Origin of the sequence: Nocardia cerradoensis NBRC 101014 (genome assembly GCF_000308535.1) — a bacterium.
GTDB classification, from domain to species: Bacteria; Actinomycetota; Actinomycetes; order Mycobacteriales; family Mycobacteriaceae; genus Nocardia; species Nocardia cerradoensis.
In genome coordinates this window covers 1-19,147 of the sequence record NZ_BAFW01000004.1, presented here as the reverse complement: position 1 = coordinate 19,147, position 19,147 = coordinate 1, and the positions used below count along the sequence as shown (strand labels likewise).

Here is a 19,147-nt window from a genome sequence, read left to right as displayed (position 1 = left end):
CCGGCCGTCGGCCATCATGTCCGAAATGAGCCTTTCGTTCCACTGGTTTCTTCCCACCTATGGCGACTCCCGCAATCTGGTCGCGGGTGGTCACGGCACCTCGATGTCGGGCGACCGTCCGGCCTCGCTGCGCTATCTGAACCAGATCGCGGGTGCGGCGGAGGAGAACGGCTTCGAGGCGGTGCTGACACCGACGGGCGCCTGGTGTGAGGACGCCTGGCTGACGACGGCCATGCTGGTGGAGACCACCGAAACCCTGAAATTCCTGGTCGCCTTCCGGCCCGGCGTGGTGAGCCCCACCCTCGCCGCGCAGATGGCGGGAACCTTCCAGCGGCATTCACGCGGACGGCTGCTGCTGAATGTGGTGACCGGCGGCGAACCGCACGAACAGCAGGCCTACGGCGACTTCCTGGACAAGGAACAGCGCTACGAGCGCACCGGTGAATTCCTGCACATCGTGCGCGAGCTGTGGGAGTCCGACGCTCCGGTGACCTTCGAAGGCAAACACCTTCGGGTGCGCAACGCGCAATTGAACAACCGGCCGGATCCGATTCCCCCGGTGTTCTTCGGCGGTTCCTCCGCGGCCGCCGGACCCGTGGCCGCCCGCTACACCGATACCTACCTCACCTGGGGTGAGCCGCTGTTCGCGGTGAGCAAGAAGCTGGAGTGGATCCGCCGGCTGGCGGTGGACGAGGGCCGCATTCTCGATTACGGCCTGCGCATCCACGTCATCTCCCGCGACACCTCGGAGCAGGCCTGGGCCGAGGCCGATCGCCTGCTGGAAGCGGTGAACCCCGCGGATATCGAACGGGTGCAGGCGAATCTGGCCCAGAGTGAATCCGAGGGCCAGCGGCGGATGCTGGAACTGCACGGTGGCAACACCGATCGGCTCGAGATCGCGCCCAACCTGTGGGCCGGTGTCGGACTGGTGCGCGGCGGCGCGGGAACGGCGCTGGTCGGCTCGCACGAAGAGGTGGCCGAGCGGCTGATCGAATACTCCCGCCTCGGCATCACGCAGTTCATCCTCTCCGGTTATCCGCATGTGGAGGAGGCGTACTGGTTCGGCGAAGGTGTGCTGCCGATCCTGCAGCGCCGCGGACTGTGGCAGCCGCCCGCCCATCGCGAAAACCGCGTCACCACAACACCGTTCGCCACCGCGGCCGCGAGCAGCAGCTAGTCGCCCGCAGGTCACCCTCTCGGCATGCTCACCGGGCGATGCATACGGTCGCTAACTCACAGCTACACTCGTTGACGAGCGATCAGAACCCCGTACATGAGCTAACCGATGTCTCGGAGAGGGTGTCGATCATGGCCGTATACGACGTAAGCAACCGTGCGGCAATAGTCAGCGGCGGCGGTTCCGGGATCGGACGTGCGGTCGCGCACGAACTCGCGCGCAGCGGCGCCGCGGTCCTGGTGTTCGATCTCGACGAGGACAACGCGAACACCGTGGTCGAGGAGATTCGCGGTGCGGGCGGGCAGGCGGCCGGTTTCGCCGGCGATGCCTCCGATCCGGAAACCGTCCGGCGCAGCGTCGCGGCGGCCGGCGAACTGGGTCCGCTGCGGATCGCGGTCAACAACGCCGGCATCAGCGGCGACAGCGCCCTGATCGGTGACTATTCGCTGGACGGCTGGCGCAAGGTGCTGTCGGTGAACCTCGACGGTGTGTTCTACGCACTGCGCGAACAACTTCCGGCCGTCGCGGCCGCCGGTGGTGGCGCCATCGTGAATATGGCGTCGATTCTCGGCAGCGTCGGATTCGCGAATTCGTCGGCGTACGTCACGGCCAAACACGGCCTGCTCGGCCTGACCCAGAACGCGGCCCTCGAATACGCGGCCCAGGGGGTGCGGGTCACCGCTGTCGGGCCCGGATTCATCCAGACGCCGCTGCTCGGGGCGAACCTCGACGACGAAACCCAGGCGTTCCTCGCTCAGAAGCACGCCCTGGGCAGGCTGGGCACCCCCGAGGAGGTCGCGGGGCTGGTCGCATTCCTGGCCAGCGACGCGGCCACGTTCATCACCGGCAGTTATCACCTGGTCGACGGCGGATACACCGCGCAATAGCCGGATCGGCGGCAGCTACTTCGCCTTGGCTTCCTTCGCGGCGGCCTTCATCTGCTTCTTGAAGGCCCGCACCTCGAGCAGCGACTCGTTGTCGACGATATCGGCGGCGGAGCGGCGCGAATTCGGCTCCGAGTAGGCACCGGCGGCCTTCTCCCACCCTGCCGGGCGCACACCGAGTTGTTTGCCCAGCAGAGCCAGGAAGATGCGTGCCTTCTGGTCGCCGTAGCCGGGCAGTTCCTTCAGCCGGCGCAGCACTTCCTTGCCGTCGGGATCGTCGCGCGTCCAGATCTCGGAGGTGATGCCGTCGTAGTGTTCGACGACGTATCGGGCCAGTTCCTGAGTGCGCCGGGCCATCGACCGGCCGTAGCGGTGGATGGCGGGCGGGGTCGCGCCCAATTCCTCGAATTCCTCCGGATCGGCCTCCGCGATCCGGTGGATATCGAAGCCGTTCATGCGGTCGGCGATCTTCTTCGGACCGCGGAAAGCATGTTCGAGGGGGAACTGCTGATCCAGCAGCATCCCGGTCAAGAGGGCGAAGTCGTCCTCCGACAACAGCTTGTCCGACTCCGGTTCCTGCGCGAGGCACACTTTGCGGCTCACCATGTATCGATCATGGCAGACGGGCGAATATCCGCCTACCGACCGGCGTGACCGGACTCACATGTCTACCCACCCGTAGATTTTCTGCGCGCGTAGGGTGAATCTTCATGCCCGACACTTCGGCAACACCCACGGTGGAAGATATGGCGCCCACACACAGCTCCTCGGCAGACAATTCCTCACCCTCGGGACTGAGGCCGGACCGCTTCGATCGCGCGGGCCGCGACCAACTCATCGACGTGCACGATCTGCAGGCCGCACTTCCCGGAATTCGCGGACTACGCCGCTGGGCGCACGACGCCCTGGCCGTCGCTCCGGGCGAAAGCGCGGTCGACATCGGCTCCGGCACCGGCTCGGAGGTGCTGGTCTTCGCCGATGCCGTCGGCCCGACCGGTGACGCGGTCGGCGTCGAACCCGATCCGAATCTGCTGGCCGGGGCGGAACACCGTGCGGCCCAGCACGATTCGCCGGCCCGGTTCGTCCCCGGCGACGCCTACGGGCTGCCGTTCGGCGGTGAGACCTTCGACGTCGCCCTGTGTGAGCGCGTCTTCCAGCACCTGACCGCCCCGGAGCGCGCCGCCCGGGAGATCGCCCGGGTGCTGAAACCGGGCGGACGCGTCGTAGTCATGGACAGCGACTGGGGCACCGCCATCGTGCATCCCGGCGACCGGCGGGTCGTGCGCGAGGTGATCGAAACCCTCATCACCAACACCACCAATCCGTTCTCGGGACGGCGCCTGCCCGGCCTGCTCACCCGAGCCGGACTGGTCGTCGACGATATCGGCTCGCATGCGCTGGTGCAGGACGCGAGCGCCGGCGCCGGCGCGCTGGTGGCCCGCATCGCCGGGATGGCGGAGGCGCGCGGGGCGATCACCGCGGCGCAGCGGCGCGAATTGCTGGCGGAGTTGGAAGCCGGTGCGCGCACCGGTGACATTCACCTCTCGGTGACGATGTTCGCGGTGCTGGCGCACAAGCCGCGGTAGCCAGTCACGACCGGACAGCCGCACATCACGGCTGTCCGGTCCGCGCCGGCTCTACTTCTCCAGCAGCTTCTCGGTCGCGGCGAGCAGGACGCAGGTCGCCAGACCGTCCATCGCCTTCTCCAGATCGGCGAGCGACGGGAAACTCGGCGCGATGCGAATGTTCTTGTCCTCCGGGTCTTTTCCGTAGGGGAACGCCGAACCCGCGGGTGTCAGGGCGATTCCGGCCTCCTTGGCCAGCGCCACCACTCGCCCGGCCGTGCCCTCGACCACATCCAGGCTGATGAAGTAGCCACCCTTGGGCTCGGTCCAGGAGGCGACCTTCGAGGCGCCCAGACGATCCTCCAGGATCCGCAGCACCAGTTTGAATTTCGGCTCGAGCAGCGCGCGGTGGGCCTGCATATGCCGGCGCACACCCTCGGCATCGCCGAAGAAGCGCAGGTGACGCAGCTGGTTCACCTTGTCCGGGCCGATGCTCTTCTTCGCGGCGTACTTCAGGTACCAGGTCAGGTTCTCGGTGGACGCGCCGAAGAAGCTGACGCCGGACCCGGCGAAGGTGATCTTCGAGGTGGAGGCGAAGACGAAGGGCCGGTTCGGGTTTCCGGCCGCGGCCGCCAGTCCGAGAACGTCGAACACCGGGGCGGCGGTATCGGTCAGCGGGTGCACCGCGTACGCGTTGTCCCAGAACAGGCGGAAGTCCGGCGCCGCAGTGGGCATCGAAACCAGTTCGCGCACAACCTCTTCGGAGAAGTTCACGCCGGTCGGGTTGGAATAGTTGGGAACCGCCCACAGACCCTTGATCTGCGGGTCGGACGCGACCAGTTCCGCGATGGCGTGCACATCCGGGCCGTCGTGGTTGATGGCGATCGGAATCATCTCCACGCCGAGCGATTCGGTGATACCGAAGTGGCGGTCGTACCCCGGGCTCGGGCACAGGAACTTGATCGGCCCGTCGGCCCAGCGGCTCGGCGAATCGGCCGTACCGTGCAGCATCGCGAACACGATCACGTCGTGCATCAGTTCCAGGCTGGCGTTGTTGCCGGCGAGGAGGTTCTCGACCGGAATGCCCAGCAGTTCACCGAAGATCGCGCGCAACTCCGGCAGTCCGTGCAGGCCCCCGTAGTTGCGGCAGTCGGTGCCGGTGCCGTCGCGGTAGTCGTCGGCGCCCGGCAGGGCGAGCAGGCCGGTGGAGAGATCGAGTTGTTCCGGCGAGGGCTTACCCCTCGTCAGATCCAGCGTGAGCTTCTCGGTCTGGAGCTTCGCGTAGTTCGCGGTCTGCGTCTCGTGTTCCGATACGAGTTCCGCATGGCTCATCAAACCGATCTGCGTTTGCCGGGGCATCCTGAGCAGCCTTTCAAGCAGCGAGGTAACAGGTTGACGGATCGTGCGCTTCTGGCGCGGACCCAGCCGACCACGTTACCCGCCTGATGCGCCCCGTGGCAGTGAAGAGGATTTCCCCCGAGAAAGTAAGGGGACCCCGCGCACCCGGCAGAGCCCGTTGACCCTTGCTGCCTTCCGGCCCTGGGGGAGTTCACAGGATGCGCGCCGCGCGGGATCCGTCGGCCAGTGTAGTCACAACTGTCCACTCGAGTGGAATCCGGGCGGAGTCGATACGATCACCTGCGACATTTTTCGAGGGGGCTTCCGCGCCAGGACCGGAGGAAAGACGTGACAGGCAGTAATCCACCGCACGGTGGGCCCGAGTATCAGGGACAGGGTCATCCGCCCAACGAAACCGTGCACTGGTGGTCGACGCCGGCGGCTCCGGAGCAGCCGCTCACCGGTACCGATCCGACCGTGATGGGTGGGCGGCCCGGACCCGTGACCGGTACGGATCCGACGGTTCTGGGGGCGGGTTTCGACGCCTATCACGGTGGCGCACCACAGCAGCCCTACGCACAGCAGCAGCCCTACGCACAGCAGCCGCCGTCCGTGCCGAATTTCCCACAGCAACAGTTCCCACCGCCCTATGGCCAACAGCCGGGCTATCCCCAGCCGCCCAAGAAGAACAACGCGCCGTGGATCGTCGGCGGCGTGGTCGGCCTGGTCGTGGTGATCGGCATCGTGATCGGCGTGATCGCGCTCACCGGCGGTAGCGGCAGCGGAGGCAAGGGTCCGCTCGGCGACAAGAAGGGTGTCGACGGCAACTACTCGATGGCCAATGTCACCGACGCCTGCTCGCTCATCGATACCACGGTGCTGCGCAAGTGGGCGCCCACCCCCAAGGACGCGCCCGAGCACACCGAACGCGCACCCGACTCCAGCTTCGGCGGCGGCAACCTCACCTGCCGCGCCCGCTACGACGGCGCCGGCAAGTACGGCACCGACGGCTCCGATCTCGACCTGGAGGCCGACTTCCAGAGCAAATACAGCGATCCGCAGTTCAACAGCTGGAAGAACTACGACACCAAGACCACCGGCAGCGGCCGCACCTCCGGCGATATCGCGGGCATCGGCAGCCAGGCCTACTACGCGGCCTACCAGCAGAACTACTCGAGCTTCGTCACCCTCGACTACACCTGCGCGGCCCTGGACTCCAACGTCTCGGTCAAGGTGGAACTGCGGATTCAGGCCGAGGGCAGCATCAACAGCGACGACGTCGGCACCACGTGCAAGGACCAGTTGAAGAAGGCCCTCGCCGGCCTGCACAAATAGCCCGGTTTGCGGTTCCAGGGGGTCCACCCGGTATATTGCTCTGCGGAGGATTCGCCTAGTGGCCTATGGCGCTCGCCTGGAACGCGGGTTGGGTTAACGCCCTCAGGGGTTCAAATCCCCTATCCTCCGCCGCGAAACGCCCGCTACCCGAGTGGTAGCGGGCGTTTCTGTTCGTCGGTGGTCGGGGCACTCACTCAGCAGCACAGTGACGCGGATCACTTTCTGGTGGTGTCACATCGAGGGACCGGCAAGCGTCTCGTGTGTGCCGGAGTCGAGAGTCCACGGACAGGAGCCACCCATGAGCGAGCGCATCGACGGCGCCACCGAGGCGTTCGTCACCCACCGCAACCTGCTGTTCACGGTTGCGTACGAAATGCTCGGTTCGGCGGCCGACGCCGAGGACGTCCTGCAGGAGACCTGGTTGCGATGGGTGGACGTGGACCTCGACGAGGTGCGTGACCAGCGTGCGTACCTGGTCCGGATCGTCACCCGCCAGGCCTTGACCCGGCTCCGCACGCTCGGGCGCCGCAAGGAGTCCTACGTCGGCCCCTGGCTGCCGGAGCCGCTGCTGACCGCGCCCGATGTGGCCGAGGACGTCGAACTGGCCGACAGCGTGTCGATGGCGATGCTGCTGGTCCTGGAAACCCTCGCACCGACGGAACGCGCGGTGTTCGTGCTGCGCGAGGTGTTCGATCTGAGCTACGACGAGATCGCCGCGGCCGTCGACAAGACACCCGCGGCGGTGCGCCAGATCGCCCACCGCGCACGGGCTCACGTCGCCGCGCGCCGGCCTCGCGGGGTGGTGTCCGCCGACGAATCCCGCCGGGCCGTCGAAGCCTTCCAGCAAGCCATCGAAACCGGCGACCTCCAGCATCTCGTCGACATGCTGGCCCCCGACGTGGTGCTGCTCGGCGACGGCGGCGGCGTGGTGCAGGCGGTCCTGCGCCCGATCGCGGGCGCCGACCGGGTCGCGCGCGCCCTGCGTACCGGACTGCCACGGCTGCGCGCCGAGGCGACCGTCGAAGCGGTGCAGATCAACGGCTGCCCCGCGCTGATCGTGCGGATCGACGGACGGATCGACGACGTGGTGGCGATGCGGCTGGACGACGGTCGCATCACCGGCCTCTACGTGGTCCGCAATCCGGAGAAGCTCTCGCGCGTCGAACAGCAGATCACGGTCAGCCGCTGAGGGTGAGCACGCATAGTTCCTGCGTCACAACGACATTCGGTGCCGGCTCCCACAGCGGCGGATAGTCTGGGCCGGTGAGTTCGCCGGAGCGCCCCGCCTCGATCCTCGCCCTGGCCGATCTGGCCACACCGATGGCGGTCCGGGTGGCCGCCACTCTCCGGCTGGTGGACCACGCGGGCACCGCGGGTGCGACCGCCGAAGAACTGGCGGCTCGCACCGGCACCTCCGCTCCCGCACTCCGGCGACTGCTCGACCATCTGGTCACCGTCGGCGTCTTCGACCGTCAGGTGTCCGGCCGCTACCGGCCCACGAGCCTCGGCGACCAGATGAGTGCGGACTCCCCCGACGCGTTCGAACTACTGCTGCTCGATATCGGCTGCGCGGGCGGACGCGCCGAGCTGGCCTTCGTGGATCTGCTGAGCACGATCACCACCGGACGACCCGCCTATTCGCGCAGGTACGGGCGCGACTTCTGGGCCGATCTGCAGGCCGAGCCCGCGCTGCGCGCCACCTTCGACGCCCAGATGAATTGCCGCTTCCGGGTTTACGCGGATCAGATCGCGCATCGCTTCGACTGGAGTCGTTTTTCCGGCATTCTCGACGTCGGTGGTGGCGACGGCACCTTGCTGACGGCGATCCTGCGCGCACATCCCGGTGTGCGCGGGCGTGTGCTGGATCTGGCGCCGGCGGCTGCCGCGGCCACCGAGCGATTCGCGGCGGCCGGCGTCGACGATCGGGCGACCGCCGTGGCGGGCAGCTTCTTCGACCCGCTGCCGACCGGGGCCGACGCCTATCTGCTGTCCGACATCCTGCACGATTGGGACGACGAGCGCGCGGCGGCCGTTCTGGGCGAATGTGCCCGTGCCGCAGGGTCTTACGGGGCGGTCGTGGTGATCGAACCGATTCGCGGCCGTGGGGCCGGTACGGCGATCGACCTGTTCATGCTGCTGTGCTTCGGCGGCCGGGAACGAACGGTGCCGGAGCTGGCCGAGCTCGGTGCGCGGTGCGGCCTTGCCCTGCAGAGCTCGGGCCCGGTCGCGGACGGGCGGACCGCGTTGGAATTCCGGGCCCGGTGACACCCGGAAACCACGAGCTATTTCACGAGCTATTTGTCGGCGCTCCGGTTTATGATCGAACACATGTTCGAGCATTGGCCGGAGAAGGGAGAGTTCGCGCTGCATCGGGTGGTGGTTCCGCCGATGCCGGTGCTGGTGGACGTGGCTGCCGCTATCCCCACGTATCCACGGATGGCCATACCCGAGGCGGTGGCGGGACCGGTGCGGGCGGGCGGGCTCGAGATCACGGGGCGCATTCCGGGGCGACTGCATGCCTGGGCGCGAGCGGCGGACGGAACGTGGTTGGGGCTGGTGGAATTCGAGTTGCGCACCGGGAACGGGCGCAGTCGATTACCGGTGACCCAATGGTGTCCGGCGCACGCGCTGATCATGCGCGGCGGGTGCGGGCCGCCCGAGTAGACGGCCCGCGACATCGCTACGCGGAGCGAAGATTTCCGGCCGCCGCGGGCGCGCCGACCGGGACCAGGCCGGTCAGTGCCGCGGGCAGCGGGTCTCGGTGCAGCACTCCGAGGCGCTGGGTCGCGCGGGTGAGGGCCACATAGAGTTCGGCCGCGCCACGCGGTCCGTCGGCGAGGATGCGCTCTGGTTCGACGACGAGGACGGCATCGAACTCGAGGCCCTTGGTCTCCGACGCCGGGACCGTGCCGGGCAGTCCGGGCGGGCCGATCACGACGGCGGTTCCCTCGCGGCCCTCCTCGTCGCGAACGAATTCCTCGATGGCGGAGGACAATTCGTTCTCGTCGATTCGGCGCGACCACGGACACACGCCACACGAACGCACCGACTCGGGAGGGCGCACGGCCGGGGCGAACTCGGCGAGCACCGCGGCGGCGACCGCCATGATCTCCGCCGGCGTGCGGTAGTTCACCGTGAGCGAGCGGTAGCGCCACCGGCCCGGGACGTAGGGCTCGAGCATGGCATCCCACGACGTCGCACCGGCGGTCGACCGTCGCTGGGCGAGATCGCCGACCACGGTGAAGGAGCGGCCCGGGCACCGCCGCATGAGCACCCGCCAATCCATCTCGGAGAGTTCCTGCGCCTCGTCGACCACGATATGGCGATAGGTCCAATCCCGGTCGGCGGCAGCGCGTTCGGCGAGATCGCGGGTGTCACGATCGGCGAATCGGTCGGCGAGGTCCTCGGCGTAGAGCAGGTCGGTGGCGAAGAGGTGGTCCTCGTCGTCCATCGAGTCCTCACGGCCGGTCATGAGCTCCAAGACGCCTGCGGCATATCGGGCTTCGGCCGCGCGTTCGTGTTCCGCGGTGTCGTCCGCCGGCTTCTCCCGGCCCAGCAGGTCGACCAATTCGTCGAGCAGCGGCACATCCGACACCGTCCACGCGGCGCCGTCGGCACGCCACAGGGCCGGGTCGGCGCCCGCCGCGCGCAGCCGTTCCGGCGACGAATACAGCTCGGCCAGCAGCTCTTCCGGCGTGAGCACGGGCCAGAGCCGGTCGAGGGCGGCGGTGAACTGCTCACTCTCGGCGAGTTCGGCGACGAGGTCGGCACGCAGGTTCTCCCACGCCTCCCGGTCGTCGCGGGTGATCCAGCCCTTGCCGATCCGGGCGATCGCGCGCTCGGTGATCACATAGGTGACGATCTCGCGGAACACCGCACGCGCCTCGTTGTGCGGCAGACCGCTCGTGCGCGCCTCCTCCCGCGCCCATTCCGCGGTCGCCGCGTCGATGCGCGCGGTGAGATCGGCCAATTCGATGGTCAGCGGTTCCACCGGCAGGCATTGCCGGTCCGCGACCGCGGCCGCGAGCACATCCAGCATCCGCAGCGAACCCTTGACGCGCACCGCGTCCGGAGTGTCCTCGGCGGTGACGTGCAGGCCCGGCACCAGATCGCCCGTGGTGGTGAAGACGACGTTGGTTTCGCCGAGCGACGGCAGTACCCGATCGATATGGCGCAGGAACGCCGGATTGGGGCCGACCACGAGAACACCGTGACGTTCCATCTGCTCGCGCTGGGTGTAGAGCAGATAGGCGACGCGGTGCAGCGCCACCACCGTCTTGCCGGTCCCCGGACCGCCCTCGATCACCAGCACGCCGGGATGATCGAGCCGGATGATCTCGTCCTGTTCGGCCTGGATGGTCGCCACGATGTCGCGCATTCCCTCGCCGCGAGGCGCGTCGACCGCCGCGAGCAGCGCCGCATCCCCGCGCTCCCCGGCGCCCGGGCGACCGAAGATCTCATCGGTGTAGTCGACGACGCGACGCCCGCGGGAATGGAACTGGCGGCGCCGGCGCATCTGCTCCGGGCTGGCGGCGGTGGCGGTGTAGAACGCGCGTGCCGCCGGAGCCCGCCAGTCCAGCAACAACGGCTCGAAATCGTCGTCCTGGTCGAAGAGCCCGATCCGGCCGATATAGGAGCGCTCGCCGGAGTCGCTGTCCAGCCGGCCGAAACACAGCCCGTTGTCGGCCACGTCCAGCCGCTTCACCTCGCGCGCCAGCGTGCGCACCTCCACATCGCGATCGACCAGCGCACCGCCGTTGCCGCGCAACGCCGCGCTGTAGCGGCGCTTCGCCTCGGCGCGCTCGCCGTCGAGTCGCGCGTAGAGCCCGGACACGTAGTCCTGTTCGGCACGCAACTCGTCCTGGTACCCCGGATCCGACATGTGTCCCTCACTTCCCTGGCTCGACGTGGTTCATGTGGACACCTGTGTCCGTCTCGGCCGCTGCGCGTCTCCTTCCGTTTTCGCAGGTACACGGCCTCGGCGGGCCATTGTGCGGCACCACCGGGGCCTTGCCGCAAGCCCCCCACTCCGCTATATATTGAATATGGAAAGAGGTGCGGGGCCCTCTTCCGTCTCTCCCATCCTTCGGATCATTCTTCCGTGAGCTGCGTGGCCACCTCGCGGACCGCGCCCCGCAACGAGTCCGCGTAGTCGTCCACCTCCACCACCCGAGGATCGGCGTGGACGGACAGGGTGATCGTCGATCCCAGCCCGTGCAGTCCGTGGGTCAGATGCATCACCGCGCCGAGGGCGGGGAAACCGGCGGTGAATCGGACCGCGCCGCCGGCGATCGACAGATCCGCCTCGCCGCGGTGGACACTCGACAGCACCGTGTGACCCGATATCCGCTCGGGTACCAGGTCCAGCGGGTAGCCGGCGATATCGCGACGGAGAACCGGGGCCGGGATCGCGTCGGTGACGCGGTCACCCGCGGACTGCAGCGGATGGGTGGCGCGGACTCGTCGTTCGGCCAGCGCCGCGGCGATGCGACGCGCCCGCAGTCGCAGGTCCGGTTCCGCGGCGTACAGATCGACGCCGAGGTCGCGATAGTTGTTGTGCGGGACAGCTTGTCGGTCGGCGGTCACAGGCAAGGCCATCGAGACCTGCGCGCCCAACGGGACGCCGGATTCGCCGTGGCCGGCGAGATAGCGACTCAGCGCGACGGATATCGCGGTCAGCGCGACGACCGTGACCGTATAGCCGGAAACGCGCAGGTTCTCCCCCGCGATCACGCGCACGACCCGGCGTTGCGGCGCCGGCGGGCGGTTCAGGGCGGTGGGAGCGAAGTTCGGTGCGGCGGGCGGGATCTCACCCGCTTCGGCGAGGCTGTGCAATTCCCTGTCCGCCCGTGCCGCGACGAGACCTCGACGCACCGTGCGCGCCATGCCGGGCAGAAACGACATCAGCGACATCGCTTCGACAGCAAGGGTTTCCGCGTCGTGCCCGAAGCCGGCCCACCCGCCGGGACGCCGGTTCACCGCCGAACCGTCGGGCGATCCCGCATCACCCGAACCGCCACTGACATCGGCGTCCCCCCGCGGCGCTGTATCCGGACCACGCAACAACTCACGCGCGATGCCCGCGGCCCGCCGCCCGTCGGCCAGCGCATGCGACAGTTGCAGCACCACAACGAGTGCGGGCCCCGGCCCACCCGGCGCGTCCCGGATTCCGCGATACAGATGAACGCGCCAGGTGTATCGCCGCGCCGGGACCGATTCCCCGAGAATCTCCCCCAGCGAAGCTTCCACAGTCGTCCACAGCGGCTCCTCCGGCGCGTGGACGACGATCTGCGCGTCGTCGAAATCCGCTGTCTCCCAGGCGGGATAGGCGAAGCGCTGTTCGCGGATCCGGACGCGCAACTCCGGGATTTCGGCGCTGCGCGCGATCACCGCCGCCCGCAGCGCGGCTGCGGACCACCCGGTGTCGTCGAAGCAGTAGAGCAGGAACAGGTCGGTGCAGGCTCGGCGCGACAGCCAGAACCTGGTGGCATCCTGCGGCGTCAGTAGATCCACCCGCCGACGATATCCACAACCGTCCGCAATTCCCGCACCGACACTATCGACGCAGGTCAACTCTAGTGCTACGCTCTGTAGTAGACAGTCTCGACCACTCTCATACACCCGGGGCGGGGTGAGTGCCATGGCAATCGCGGACGGCGCCGACCAGAGATTCCGCGCGGCGCCCTTTCTCAAAAGATCCATCAACAAGGTCTTTCCGACCCACTGGTCGTTCCTGCTCGGGGAGATTGCGCTCTACAGCTTCGTCATTCTGCTGCTGTCGGGTGTCTATCTGACGCTGTTCTTCGATCCGTCGATGACCGAGGTCGTGTATCAGGGCTCCTATCAGCCGTTACGCGGCGTATCGATGTCCCGGGCCTACGAATCGGCACTGAACCTCTCCTTCGAGGTGCGCGGCGGCCTGTTCGTGCGGCAGGTGCATCATTGGGCCGCATTGCTTTTCGCCGCCTCGATCGTCGTACATCTGTGCCGCATCTTCTTCACCGGCGCGTTTCGCAAACCACGCGAAGGCAATTGGGTGATCGGCTCGTTGTTGCTGATCCTCGCGATGTTCGAGGGCTTCTTCGGCTACTCGCTGCCCGACGATCTGCTGTCCGGGACGGGCCTGCGGGCGGCATTCGCCGGAATCACCATGGGTATTCCGCTGATCGGCACCTGGCTGCACTGGTTGATGTTCGGCGGCGACTTCCCGGGCACGATCATTCTTCCGCGCCTGTACATCGCGCACGTGCTGCTCCTGCCCGGCATCATGCTGGCGCTGATCGCCGCGCACATCGCCATCGTCTGGTATCAGAAGCACACGCAGTTCCCCGGGCCGGCCCGCACGGAGAAGAACGTGGTGGGCACGCGGATCGTGCCGGTCTTCGTCCTGGATCAGGGTGCGTTCTTCATGTTCACTCTCGCCGTGGTCGCGACCATGGGCGGGGTGCTGCAGATCAACCCGATCTGGAATCTGGGTCCCTACAACCCTTCCCACGTCTCGGCGGGCACCCAGCCCGATTTCTACCTGATGTGGACCGACGGCTTCCTGCGCCTGTTCCCGCCGTGGGAGCTGTATCTGTTCGGGCACACCGTGCCGAGCGCATTCGCGGTGGCGGTGCTGATGACGCTGGTGTTCGCCCTGCTGATCGGCTACCCGTGGATCGAGAAGCGGCTCACACACGATCGTGCGTCACACAATCTGCTGCAACGCCCGCGCGATGTGCCGGTGCGCACCGCGATCGGCGCGATGGCCCTCGCCTTCTATCTGGTCCTCACACTGGCCTGCGTCAACGACATCATCGCGCTGAAATTCGACATCTCGCTCAATGCCACGACGTGGTTCTTCCGGATCGCGCTGCTGCTCGTTCCGCCGCTCGCCTACTTTCTCGCGTACCGGATGTGCCTGGCGTTGCAGCGTGCGGACCGGGCCGTCCTGGCGCACGGCATCGAAACCGGCATCCTGCGCCGGCTGCCGCACGGCGAGTACATCGAGATCCATCAGCCGCTCGGACCGGTGGATCGCGCCGGGCGGCCGGTGCCGCTGGAATATCAGGGCGCCCCCGTGCCGAAGCGGGTCAATCGCCTGGGGTTGTCGGGCGCACCCGGCAGCGGGAGCTTCCTGCGCCCGGATCCGGCCGGGCAGCGCGAACAACTGGATGCGGCCGCCCACGAACAGGAACGCCTGCTCACGGCCACGCTGCGCGGGCACCGGGATCAGCCGCACTGATCCGGGGCGGGGCGACCGGCATCGGTGTCACACCGAGGCCCCGAGTCGGCGATGACTCGGGGCCCATCACCCTGTCGCCCAAGGTCAGGCGGAGCCCAACTTCCCGTCGGTCACACCCGAGACGAACGCATCCCACTCGCCGGGTGTGAAAGCCAGAATCGGCCCGCGGCCGCGGTCTTTGGTATCGCGAACCCCGACATTGCCGTCGCCCAGAAATGCGACCTCGACACAGTTTCCGTCGGGACCGCTGTATTTACTCTTGCGCCACACCGCACCGGCCGAATCAACCTTCACCTCAACCTCTCCTTTACCACCGTAGATAACGCGACAATCTGCTTTCCTCGTCGCCGGACCCGGACTTCTCGAGACTCGACGGCTCCACGATGCGCCTGGTCATAGCGCACGAACTGCTCAATGAACGGACTGGTTCACGAGGCACACACCGCCATGGTGCGCCCTCGCGTTGACCCCGGGAGAGCACCCTAGCAGCACCCACAATCGCTGTCCCGCGTCTTTTCACTTTCAATCACTCGAATTGCCGGTAAAGAATTCCCGTTCACTAATAGCGGGAGAATTGCCAAATGACCGGAGAATGATCCGCTAAACAAAACCGCGCCGGAAAATTCCCGCATCCGCGTGCACGCTCCGCCCCGGATAAACCGTGCGGTTGCTCGGTATGGATCATGGAGTAGTGGTGGAACGAGATCGCGACGATGCCGGACACGCCCGAAATGCCCGTCCTCGAGACCGGTTCGGGCGACCACTACCGCCCGGTAGCGTGGGCGTCGCCCGTATTCCGAATGATCTCGACCTCCCACCGGGCGAAACCCTCGACTATGCCCAACGCCTCCTGGACGAGGGACTGGCCTTCAACGCACACGAGGTGCTGGAGGCGGCATGGAAGAACGGACCGTTCGCGGAAAGGATGCTGTGGCAGGGTCTGGCCCAGTACGCGGTGGGACTCACCCACATCCAGCGCGGTAATCCGAAGGGCGCTCGCACCCTGCTCGAGCGGGCGATCGGCCGGTTGTCGGCCACGCCGGCACCGCCGTACGGCATCGATGTGGCCGGGCTCGTCGCACATGCCGAGGGTCTGCTGGCGGATCTGGATGCCGGCCGCGAGATTCCGGAGGGCGCGCTGTGTCCCCGGCTGCGCGGATGATCCCGCACACCGCCGGCGCCGGCCGCTTCGCCCCCAGCCCCTCCGGCGATCTGCATCTGGGCAATCTCCGCACCGCCCTGCTGGCGTGGCTGTTCGCACGTAGCACGGCCCGCAATTTCCGGCTGCGCATCGAAGACCTGGACCGGGTGCGGGCGGGCGCGGAGCAGCGCCAACTCGAGGATCTGGCCGCGATCGGACTGGACTGGGACGGCGAGGTGGTGCGGCAATCGGACCGCACCGCCCGCTACGCGGCGGCGATCGAGCGACTCGATGCGGCCGGAATGACCTACGAATGTTATTGCACGCGCAGAGAGATTCAGAAGGCCGTCTCCGCACCGCACGGCCCGATGGGCGCCTATCCGGGAACCTGCCGCGACCTGACCGAGGCGCAGCGGGCGGCCAAGCGCGCCGAGGGGCGGCCTGCCGCACTGCGGTTACGCGCGCGGACAACGGAATTCGAGATCAACGACGAAATCCACGGCCGGTACCGAGGGCTGGTCGACGATTTCGTGCTGCGGCGCGGCGACGGCACGGCGGCCTACAACCTCGCCGTGGTGGTGGACGATGCGGCCCAGGGCTTCGACCAGGTCGTCCGCGGTGACGATCTGCTGCCCTCGACACCGCGGCAGGCCTATCTGGCGACCGTCCTCGGATTCGCCGTGCCCGCGTACGCGCACGTCCCACTGGTGCTCAACACCGACGGTGCGCGGCTGGCCAAGCGCGACGGAGCCGTGACCCTGCGCGACAGAATCGCTCTCGGTGAGACGCCGCGCCAGGTTTTCACCATGCTCGCGGCCTCGCTCGGCCTGCGCGGCGAGACACCGCGAGCACTCCTGGATCAGTTCACTCCGGCGACGGTGCCGCACGCACCGTGGATTCTGGATCCCGCACATCCGGATCCGCTGCGGCACAGCTGATCCGGCGAACGTGCGTCCGGCCGTCCGGACGCACTGCCGTTCCTACCAGTTCGCCGCCGCGATGTTGACGATCACCCACACGATGGTGAGCACGATGCCGACGGCACCGACCCAGATCCCGCCGAGCGCCATACCGCGGCCCTGGCCGCCGCGCTCCTTGATCTGGTTCAGCGCGATCACACCCAGGATGATCCCGACGATCGATCCGATGCAGGTGCACAGCCCCAGGATCGACGCGATCAGCGAACCGATCGCCAGGCCGTTGGTGCCCTGCTGCGGCGCCGCGTAGCCGTAGGGCTGATACGGCGTCGCGGCCGGATACCCGCCGTAACCGGGCTGACCGTAGGGCTGCTGCTGCGGATAGCTCGGATAGGACTGCTGCTGTTGCGGCGGCGGGGTCGGCTGCTGGTAGGGAGACGACTGCTGATGGGGGGCCGAGGAGTACCCGGCCTGCGGATTGGGCGGCGGGGTGGGCTGCTGCGGCGGGGTCGGCGGAACCGACTGGTGGCCGCCCGAATCGGACGAGACACCTTCGCCGCCGTACTGTTTCCACCATTCGTCGGAATCGCCGGGATTCGTCATCGGTCCAGCCTATTCCACCGGGCCCGGTTGCCGGTATCGTGCACAGGTCGTGAGTGAGACACAAGAAACGACACCGACCGGGGAGTCTGGACGCCCCGCGGTCGAACACGCAGCATTCGCGCAGGCCGCGGGGGGTCCCTTCACGTTGATCGTGACCTTGTTCACGGCGACGCTGATGATTTCCAACATCTGCGCGACCAAGGGCGTGCAGTTCTTCACCGGCCACGAGGTATCCCTCGGACCCATCGAAATCCTGCCGATCACCACCGACGGCGCGTTCTTCCTCTTTCCGCTCGCCTATGTGATCGGCGACGTGCTGAGCGAGGTGTACGGCTTCAAGGCCGCTCGCCGCACCATCTACTACGGCTTCGGCATGCTGATCCTGATGGTGGTCTGCTTCTGGATCGCGATCGGACTGCCCGCGGCCGGGTTCTACGAGAATCAGGACGCCTTCCGCACCGTCGCCGGGACCACGCCGCAGCTCGTCGCCGCCGGGCTCGCCGGTTATGTGGTGGGCCAGTTCCTGAACTCGATGACCCTGGTGCTGATCAAGGAGCGCACCAAGGAGAAACATCTGTGGGCGCGGTTGCTGGGCTCCACCGTCGCCGGCGAATTCGGTGACACCCTGGTGTTCTGCTCGATCGCGGCGACCGCCATCGGGATCAACACGTGGGGCGCGTTCATCAACTACGTGATCATCGGCTTCGTGTGGAAGACGCTGTGCGAGGTGCTGATCATGCCGATCAGCTACCGCTGCATCGCCTACCTGAAGAAGCACGAACCCAGCTACGCACCGCTGGACAAGCCCGCGCTCTACAGCTGACGCGGAACCGGGGGCAGGGCCTTTCCGTTCAGTCGAAGCGGATCCGGCCCTGCCACCGTCCCAGGAACTCCGCCTTGAAGTCGTCGTAGTATCCGCCCTCGATGCTCGCGCGGATATCGTCCACGAGCCGAATCGTGAAGCGCTCGTTGTGAATCGTGCACAGCGTCGCGGCGAGCATCTCCTTCGCCTTGAACAGGTGATGGATATAGGCGCGGGTGTAATGGGCGCAGGTGTAGCAGTCGCAGGTGTCGTCGATCGGGGTGAAATCGCGGCGGAAGCGGCTGGTATTGATGTTGAATCGGCCGGCGGCCACGTAGATGGCGGCGTTGCGCGCGACGCGGGACGGATTGACGCAGTCGAAGGTATCGGCGCCGTTCTCGATCGCGACGAAGAAGTCCTCGGGTTCGCTGATACCCAGCAGATGTCGCGGTTTCTCCGGCGGCAGTTCGTCGCAGCACCAGCCCACGATGGTGCCGAGATTGGCCTTCTCGAGCGCACCGCCGATGCCGTACCCGTCGAAACCCGTTCCGCCACTTCCCCGCATCGCATCGAGATCGCGACATGCCTTGCGGCGCAGATCTTCGTACTGCGCGCCCTGAATCACCGCGAACAGCGCCTGATACGGCCGGTGCGCGCGTTCTGCGGTGAGCCGCTCGTGTTCGTCGATGCAGCGCTGCGCCCACTCGTGCGTGCGGCGCAGCGACTTCTCCTGATAGCCACGGGTATTGAACAGCGTGGTCAGCTCGTCGAAGGCGAACATGATGTCGGCGCCGAGGCGATGCTGGATCCCCATCGACACCTCCGGGGTGAACCGGTGGCTCGAACCGTCCAGATGGGAGCGGAAGGTGACGCCGTCGTCGTCGACCACGGCCAGCCGCTCCTTCCCCTTCGCGATCACCTCGTCGCTCTGCACGCCGACGGCCTCCATGGCCAGCACCTTCTTGAAGCCGACGCCCAGCGACATCACCTGGAATCCGCCGCTGTCGGTAAAAGTGGGCCCCGGCCAGTTCATGAACCGGCCCAGACCACCCGCCTCGTCCACGATGTCGGAACCCGGCTGCAGATACAGGTGGTAGGCGTTGGCGAGCAAGGCCTGCGCGCCGATCTCGGCCATCGCCTCCGGCAGGACCGCCTTGA

18 protein-coding genes, 1 tRNA gene and 1 other RNA gene are annotated in these 19,147 nt (G+C 67.3%); 12 read left to right on the top strand and 8 right to left on the bottom strand.

Annotated features, from left to right (window positions below; translation table 11 throughout):
* Positions 1 to 25: 25 nt before the first annotated feature.
* Entirely contained in the window at positions 26 to 1,177 is a 1,152-nt protein-coding gene (locus ON23_RS00955; protein WP_039775402.1) for an LLM class flavin-dependent oxidoreductase, read from the top strand.
* A 131-nt stretch (positions 1,178 to 1,308) separates the two neighbouring features.
* Positions 1,309 to 2,064: an SDR family NAD(P)-dependent oxidoreductase gene (locus tag ON23_RS00950; RefSeq protein WP_039775400.1), complete on the top strand. Its 756-nt coding sequence runs from the start codon at positions 1,309 to 1,311 to the stop codon at positions 2,062 to 2,064.
* Between the two features lie 15 nt (positions 2,065 to 2,079).
* On the opposite strand, the gene ON23_RS00945 is transcribed toward ON23_RS00950, so the two are convergent.
* Positions 2,080 to 2,667: an HhH-GPD-type base excision DNA repair protein gene (locus tag ON23_RS00945; RefSeq protein WP_036497177.1), complete on the bottom strand. Its 588-nt coding sequence runs from the start codon at positions 2,665 to 2,667 to the stop codon at positions 2,080 to 2,082.
* A 140-nt stretch (positions 2,668 to 2,807) separates the two neighbouring features.
* Here ON23_RS00945 and ON23_RS00940 point away from each other — a divergent pair, with 140 nt between their 5' ends.
* Entirely contained in the window at positions 2,808 to 3,647 is an 840-nt protein-coding gene (locus ON23_RS00940; RefSeq protein WP_039775355.1) for a methyltransferase domain-containing protein, read from the top strand.
* A gap of 51 nt (positions 3,648 to 3,698) precedes the next feature.
* On the opposite strand, the gene ON23_RS00935 is transcribed toward ON23_RS00940, so the two are convergent.
* Positions 3,699 to 4,985, bottom strand: coding sequence for an aspartate aminotransferase type Ic (locus ON23_RS00935; protein ID WP_039775354.1), 1,287 nt, complete (start codon positions 4,983 to 4,985; stop codon positions 3,699 to 3,701).
* A gap of 125 nt (positions 4,986 to 5,110) precedes the next feature.
* An RNA gene (gene ffs / locus ON23_RS36455) (signal recognition particle sRNA small type) lies at positions 5,111 to 5,205 on the bottom strand.
* Between the two features lie 107 nt (positions 5,206 to 5,312).
* On the opposite strand from ffs, the gene ON23_RS35665 reads away from it, so the two are divergent.
* The 5 genes from ON23_RS35665 to ON23_RS00910 all read left to right on the top strand — a co-directional run bounded on the left by ON23_RS35665 (position 5,313) and on the right by ON23_RS00910 (position 8,963).
* A complete protein-coding gene (locus ON23_RS35665; protein ID WP_051041767.1) occupies positions 5,313 to 6,299 on the top strand; it encodes a hypothetical protein in 987 nt (328 codons plus the stop codon).
* A gap of 44 nt (positions 6,300 to 6,343) precedes the next feature.
* Positions 6,344 to 6,428, top strand: a tRNA-Ser gene (locus ON23_RS00925).
* A gap of 169 nt (positions 6,429 to 6,597) precedes the next feature.
* Complete coding sequence (locus tag ON23_RS00920) at positions 6,598 to 7,488, top strand: RNA polymerase sigma-70 factor (protein WP_039775351.1); 891 nt, start codon at positions 6,598 to 6,600, stop codon at positions 7,486 to 7,488.
* A 74-nt stretch (positions 7,489 to 7,562) separates the two neighbouring features.
* The gene (locus ON23_RS00915; RefSeq protein ID WP_039775349.1) at positions 7,563 to 8,564 is read left to right on the top strand and encodes a methyltransferase; all 1,002 of its coding nucleotides are present in this window, start codon (positions 7,563 to 7,565) and stop codon (positions 8,562 to 8,564) included.
* 63 nt (positions 8,565 to 8,627) lie between these two features.
* Positions 8,628 to 8,963, top strand: a complete 336-nt coding sequence (locus tag ON23_RS00910) for a hypothetical protein (protein WP_143859931.1) — start codon at positions 8,628 to 8,630, stop codon at positions 8,961 to 8,963.
* Positions 8,964 to 8,979: 16 nt separating this feature from the next.
* Here ON23_RS00910 and helR read toward each other — a convergent pair whose 3' ends face one another.
* Together helR and ON23_RS00900 are read right to left on the bottom strand one after the other, a co-directional pair.
* Entirely contained in the window at positions 8,980 to 11,181 is a 2,202-nt protein-coding gene (gene helR, locus ON23_RS00905) for an RNA polymerase recycling motor ATPase HelR (RefSeq protein WP_051041766.1), read from the bottom strand.
* Positions 11,182 to 11,390: 209 nt separating this feature from the next.
* Positions 11,391 to 12,812: a WS/DGAT/MGAT family O-acyltransferase gene (locus ON23_RS00900; RefSeq protein ID WP_039775347.1), complete on the bottom strand. Its 1,422-nt coding sequence runs from the start codon at positions 12,810 to 12,812 to the stop codon at positions 11,391 to 11,393.
* A 127-nt stretch (positions 12,813 to 12,939) separates the two neighbouring features.
* Here ON23_RS00900 and qcrB point away from each other — a divergent pair, with 127 nt between their 5' ends.
* Positions 12,940 to 14,526, top strand: a complete 1,587-nt coding sequence (qcrB, locus tag ON23_RS00895; RefSeq protein ID WP_039775345.1) for a cytochrome bc1 complex cytochrome b subunit — start codon at positions 12,940 to 12,942, stop codon at positions 14,524 to 14,526.
* 84 nt (positions 14,527 to 14,610) lie between these two features.
* Here qcrB and ON23_RS00890 read toward each other — a convergent pair whose 3' ends face one another.
* Positions 14,611 to 14,820: a DUF397 domain-containing protein gene (locus ON23_RS00890; protein ID WP_039775343.1), complete on the bottom strand. Its 210-nt coding sequence runs from the start codon at positions 14,818 to 14,820 to the stop codon at positions 14,611 to 14,613.
* 397 nt (positions 14,821 to 15,217) lie between these two features.
* On the opposite strand from ON23_RS00890, the gene ON23_RS00885 reads away from it, so the two are divergent.
* Positions 15,218 to 15,688 (top strand): DUF309 domain-containing protein, encoded by a 471-nt coding sequence (locus tag ON23_RS00885; protein WP_086006815.1) that lies wholly within the window; start codon positions 15,218 to 15,220, stop codon positions 15,686 to 15,688.
* The gene (gene gluQRS, locus ON23_RS00880) at positions 15,685 to 16,605 is read left to right on the top strand and encodes a tRNA glutamyl-Q(34) synthetase GluQRS (protein WP_039775339.1); all 921 of its coding nucleotides are present in this window, start codon (positions 15,685 to 15,687) and stop codon (positions 16,603 to 16,605) included. The genes ON23_RS00885 and gluQRS overlap by 4 nt, the downstream gene beginning before the upstream one ends.
* A gap of 42 nt (positions 16,606 to 16,647) precedes the next feature.
* Here gluQRS and ON23_RS00875 read toward each other — a convergent pair whose 3' ends face one another.
* A complete protein-coding gene (locus ON23_RS00875) occupies positions 16,648 to 17,187 on the bottom strand; it encodes a DUF4190 domain-containing protein (RefSeq protein ID WP_039775337.1) in 540 nt (179 codons plus the stop codon).
* Positions 17,188 to 17,236: 49 nt separating this feature from the next.
* On the opposite strand from ON23_RS00875, the gene ON23_RS00870 reads away from it, so the two are divergent.
* Entirely contained in the window at positions 17,237 to 18,010 is a 774-nt protein-coding gene (locus tag ON23_RS00870; RefSeq protein ID WP_039775335.1) for a queuosine precursor transporter, read from the top strand.
* Positions 18,011 to 18,038: 28 nt separating this feature from the next.
* Here ON23_RS00870 and tgt read toward each other — a convergent pair.
* The coding region (gene tgt / locus ON23_RS00865; RefSeq protein ID WP_039775333.1) for a tRNA guanosine(34) transglycosylase Tgt at positions 18,039 to 19,147 on the bottom strand (1,109 nt) is incomplete at its 5' end.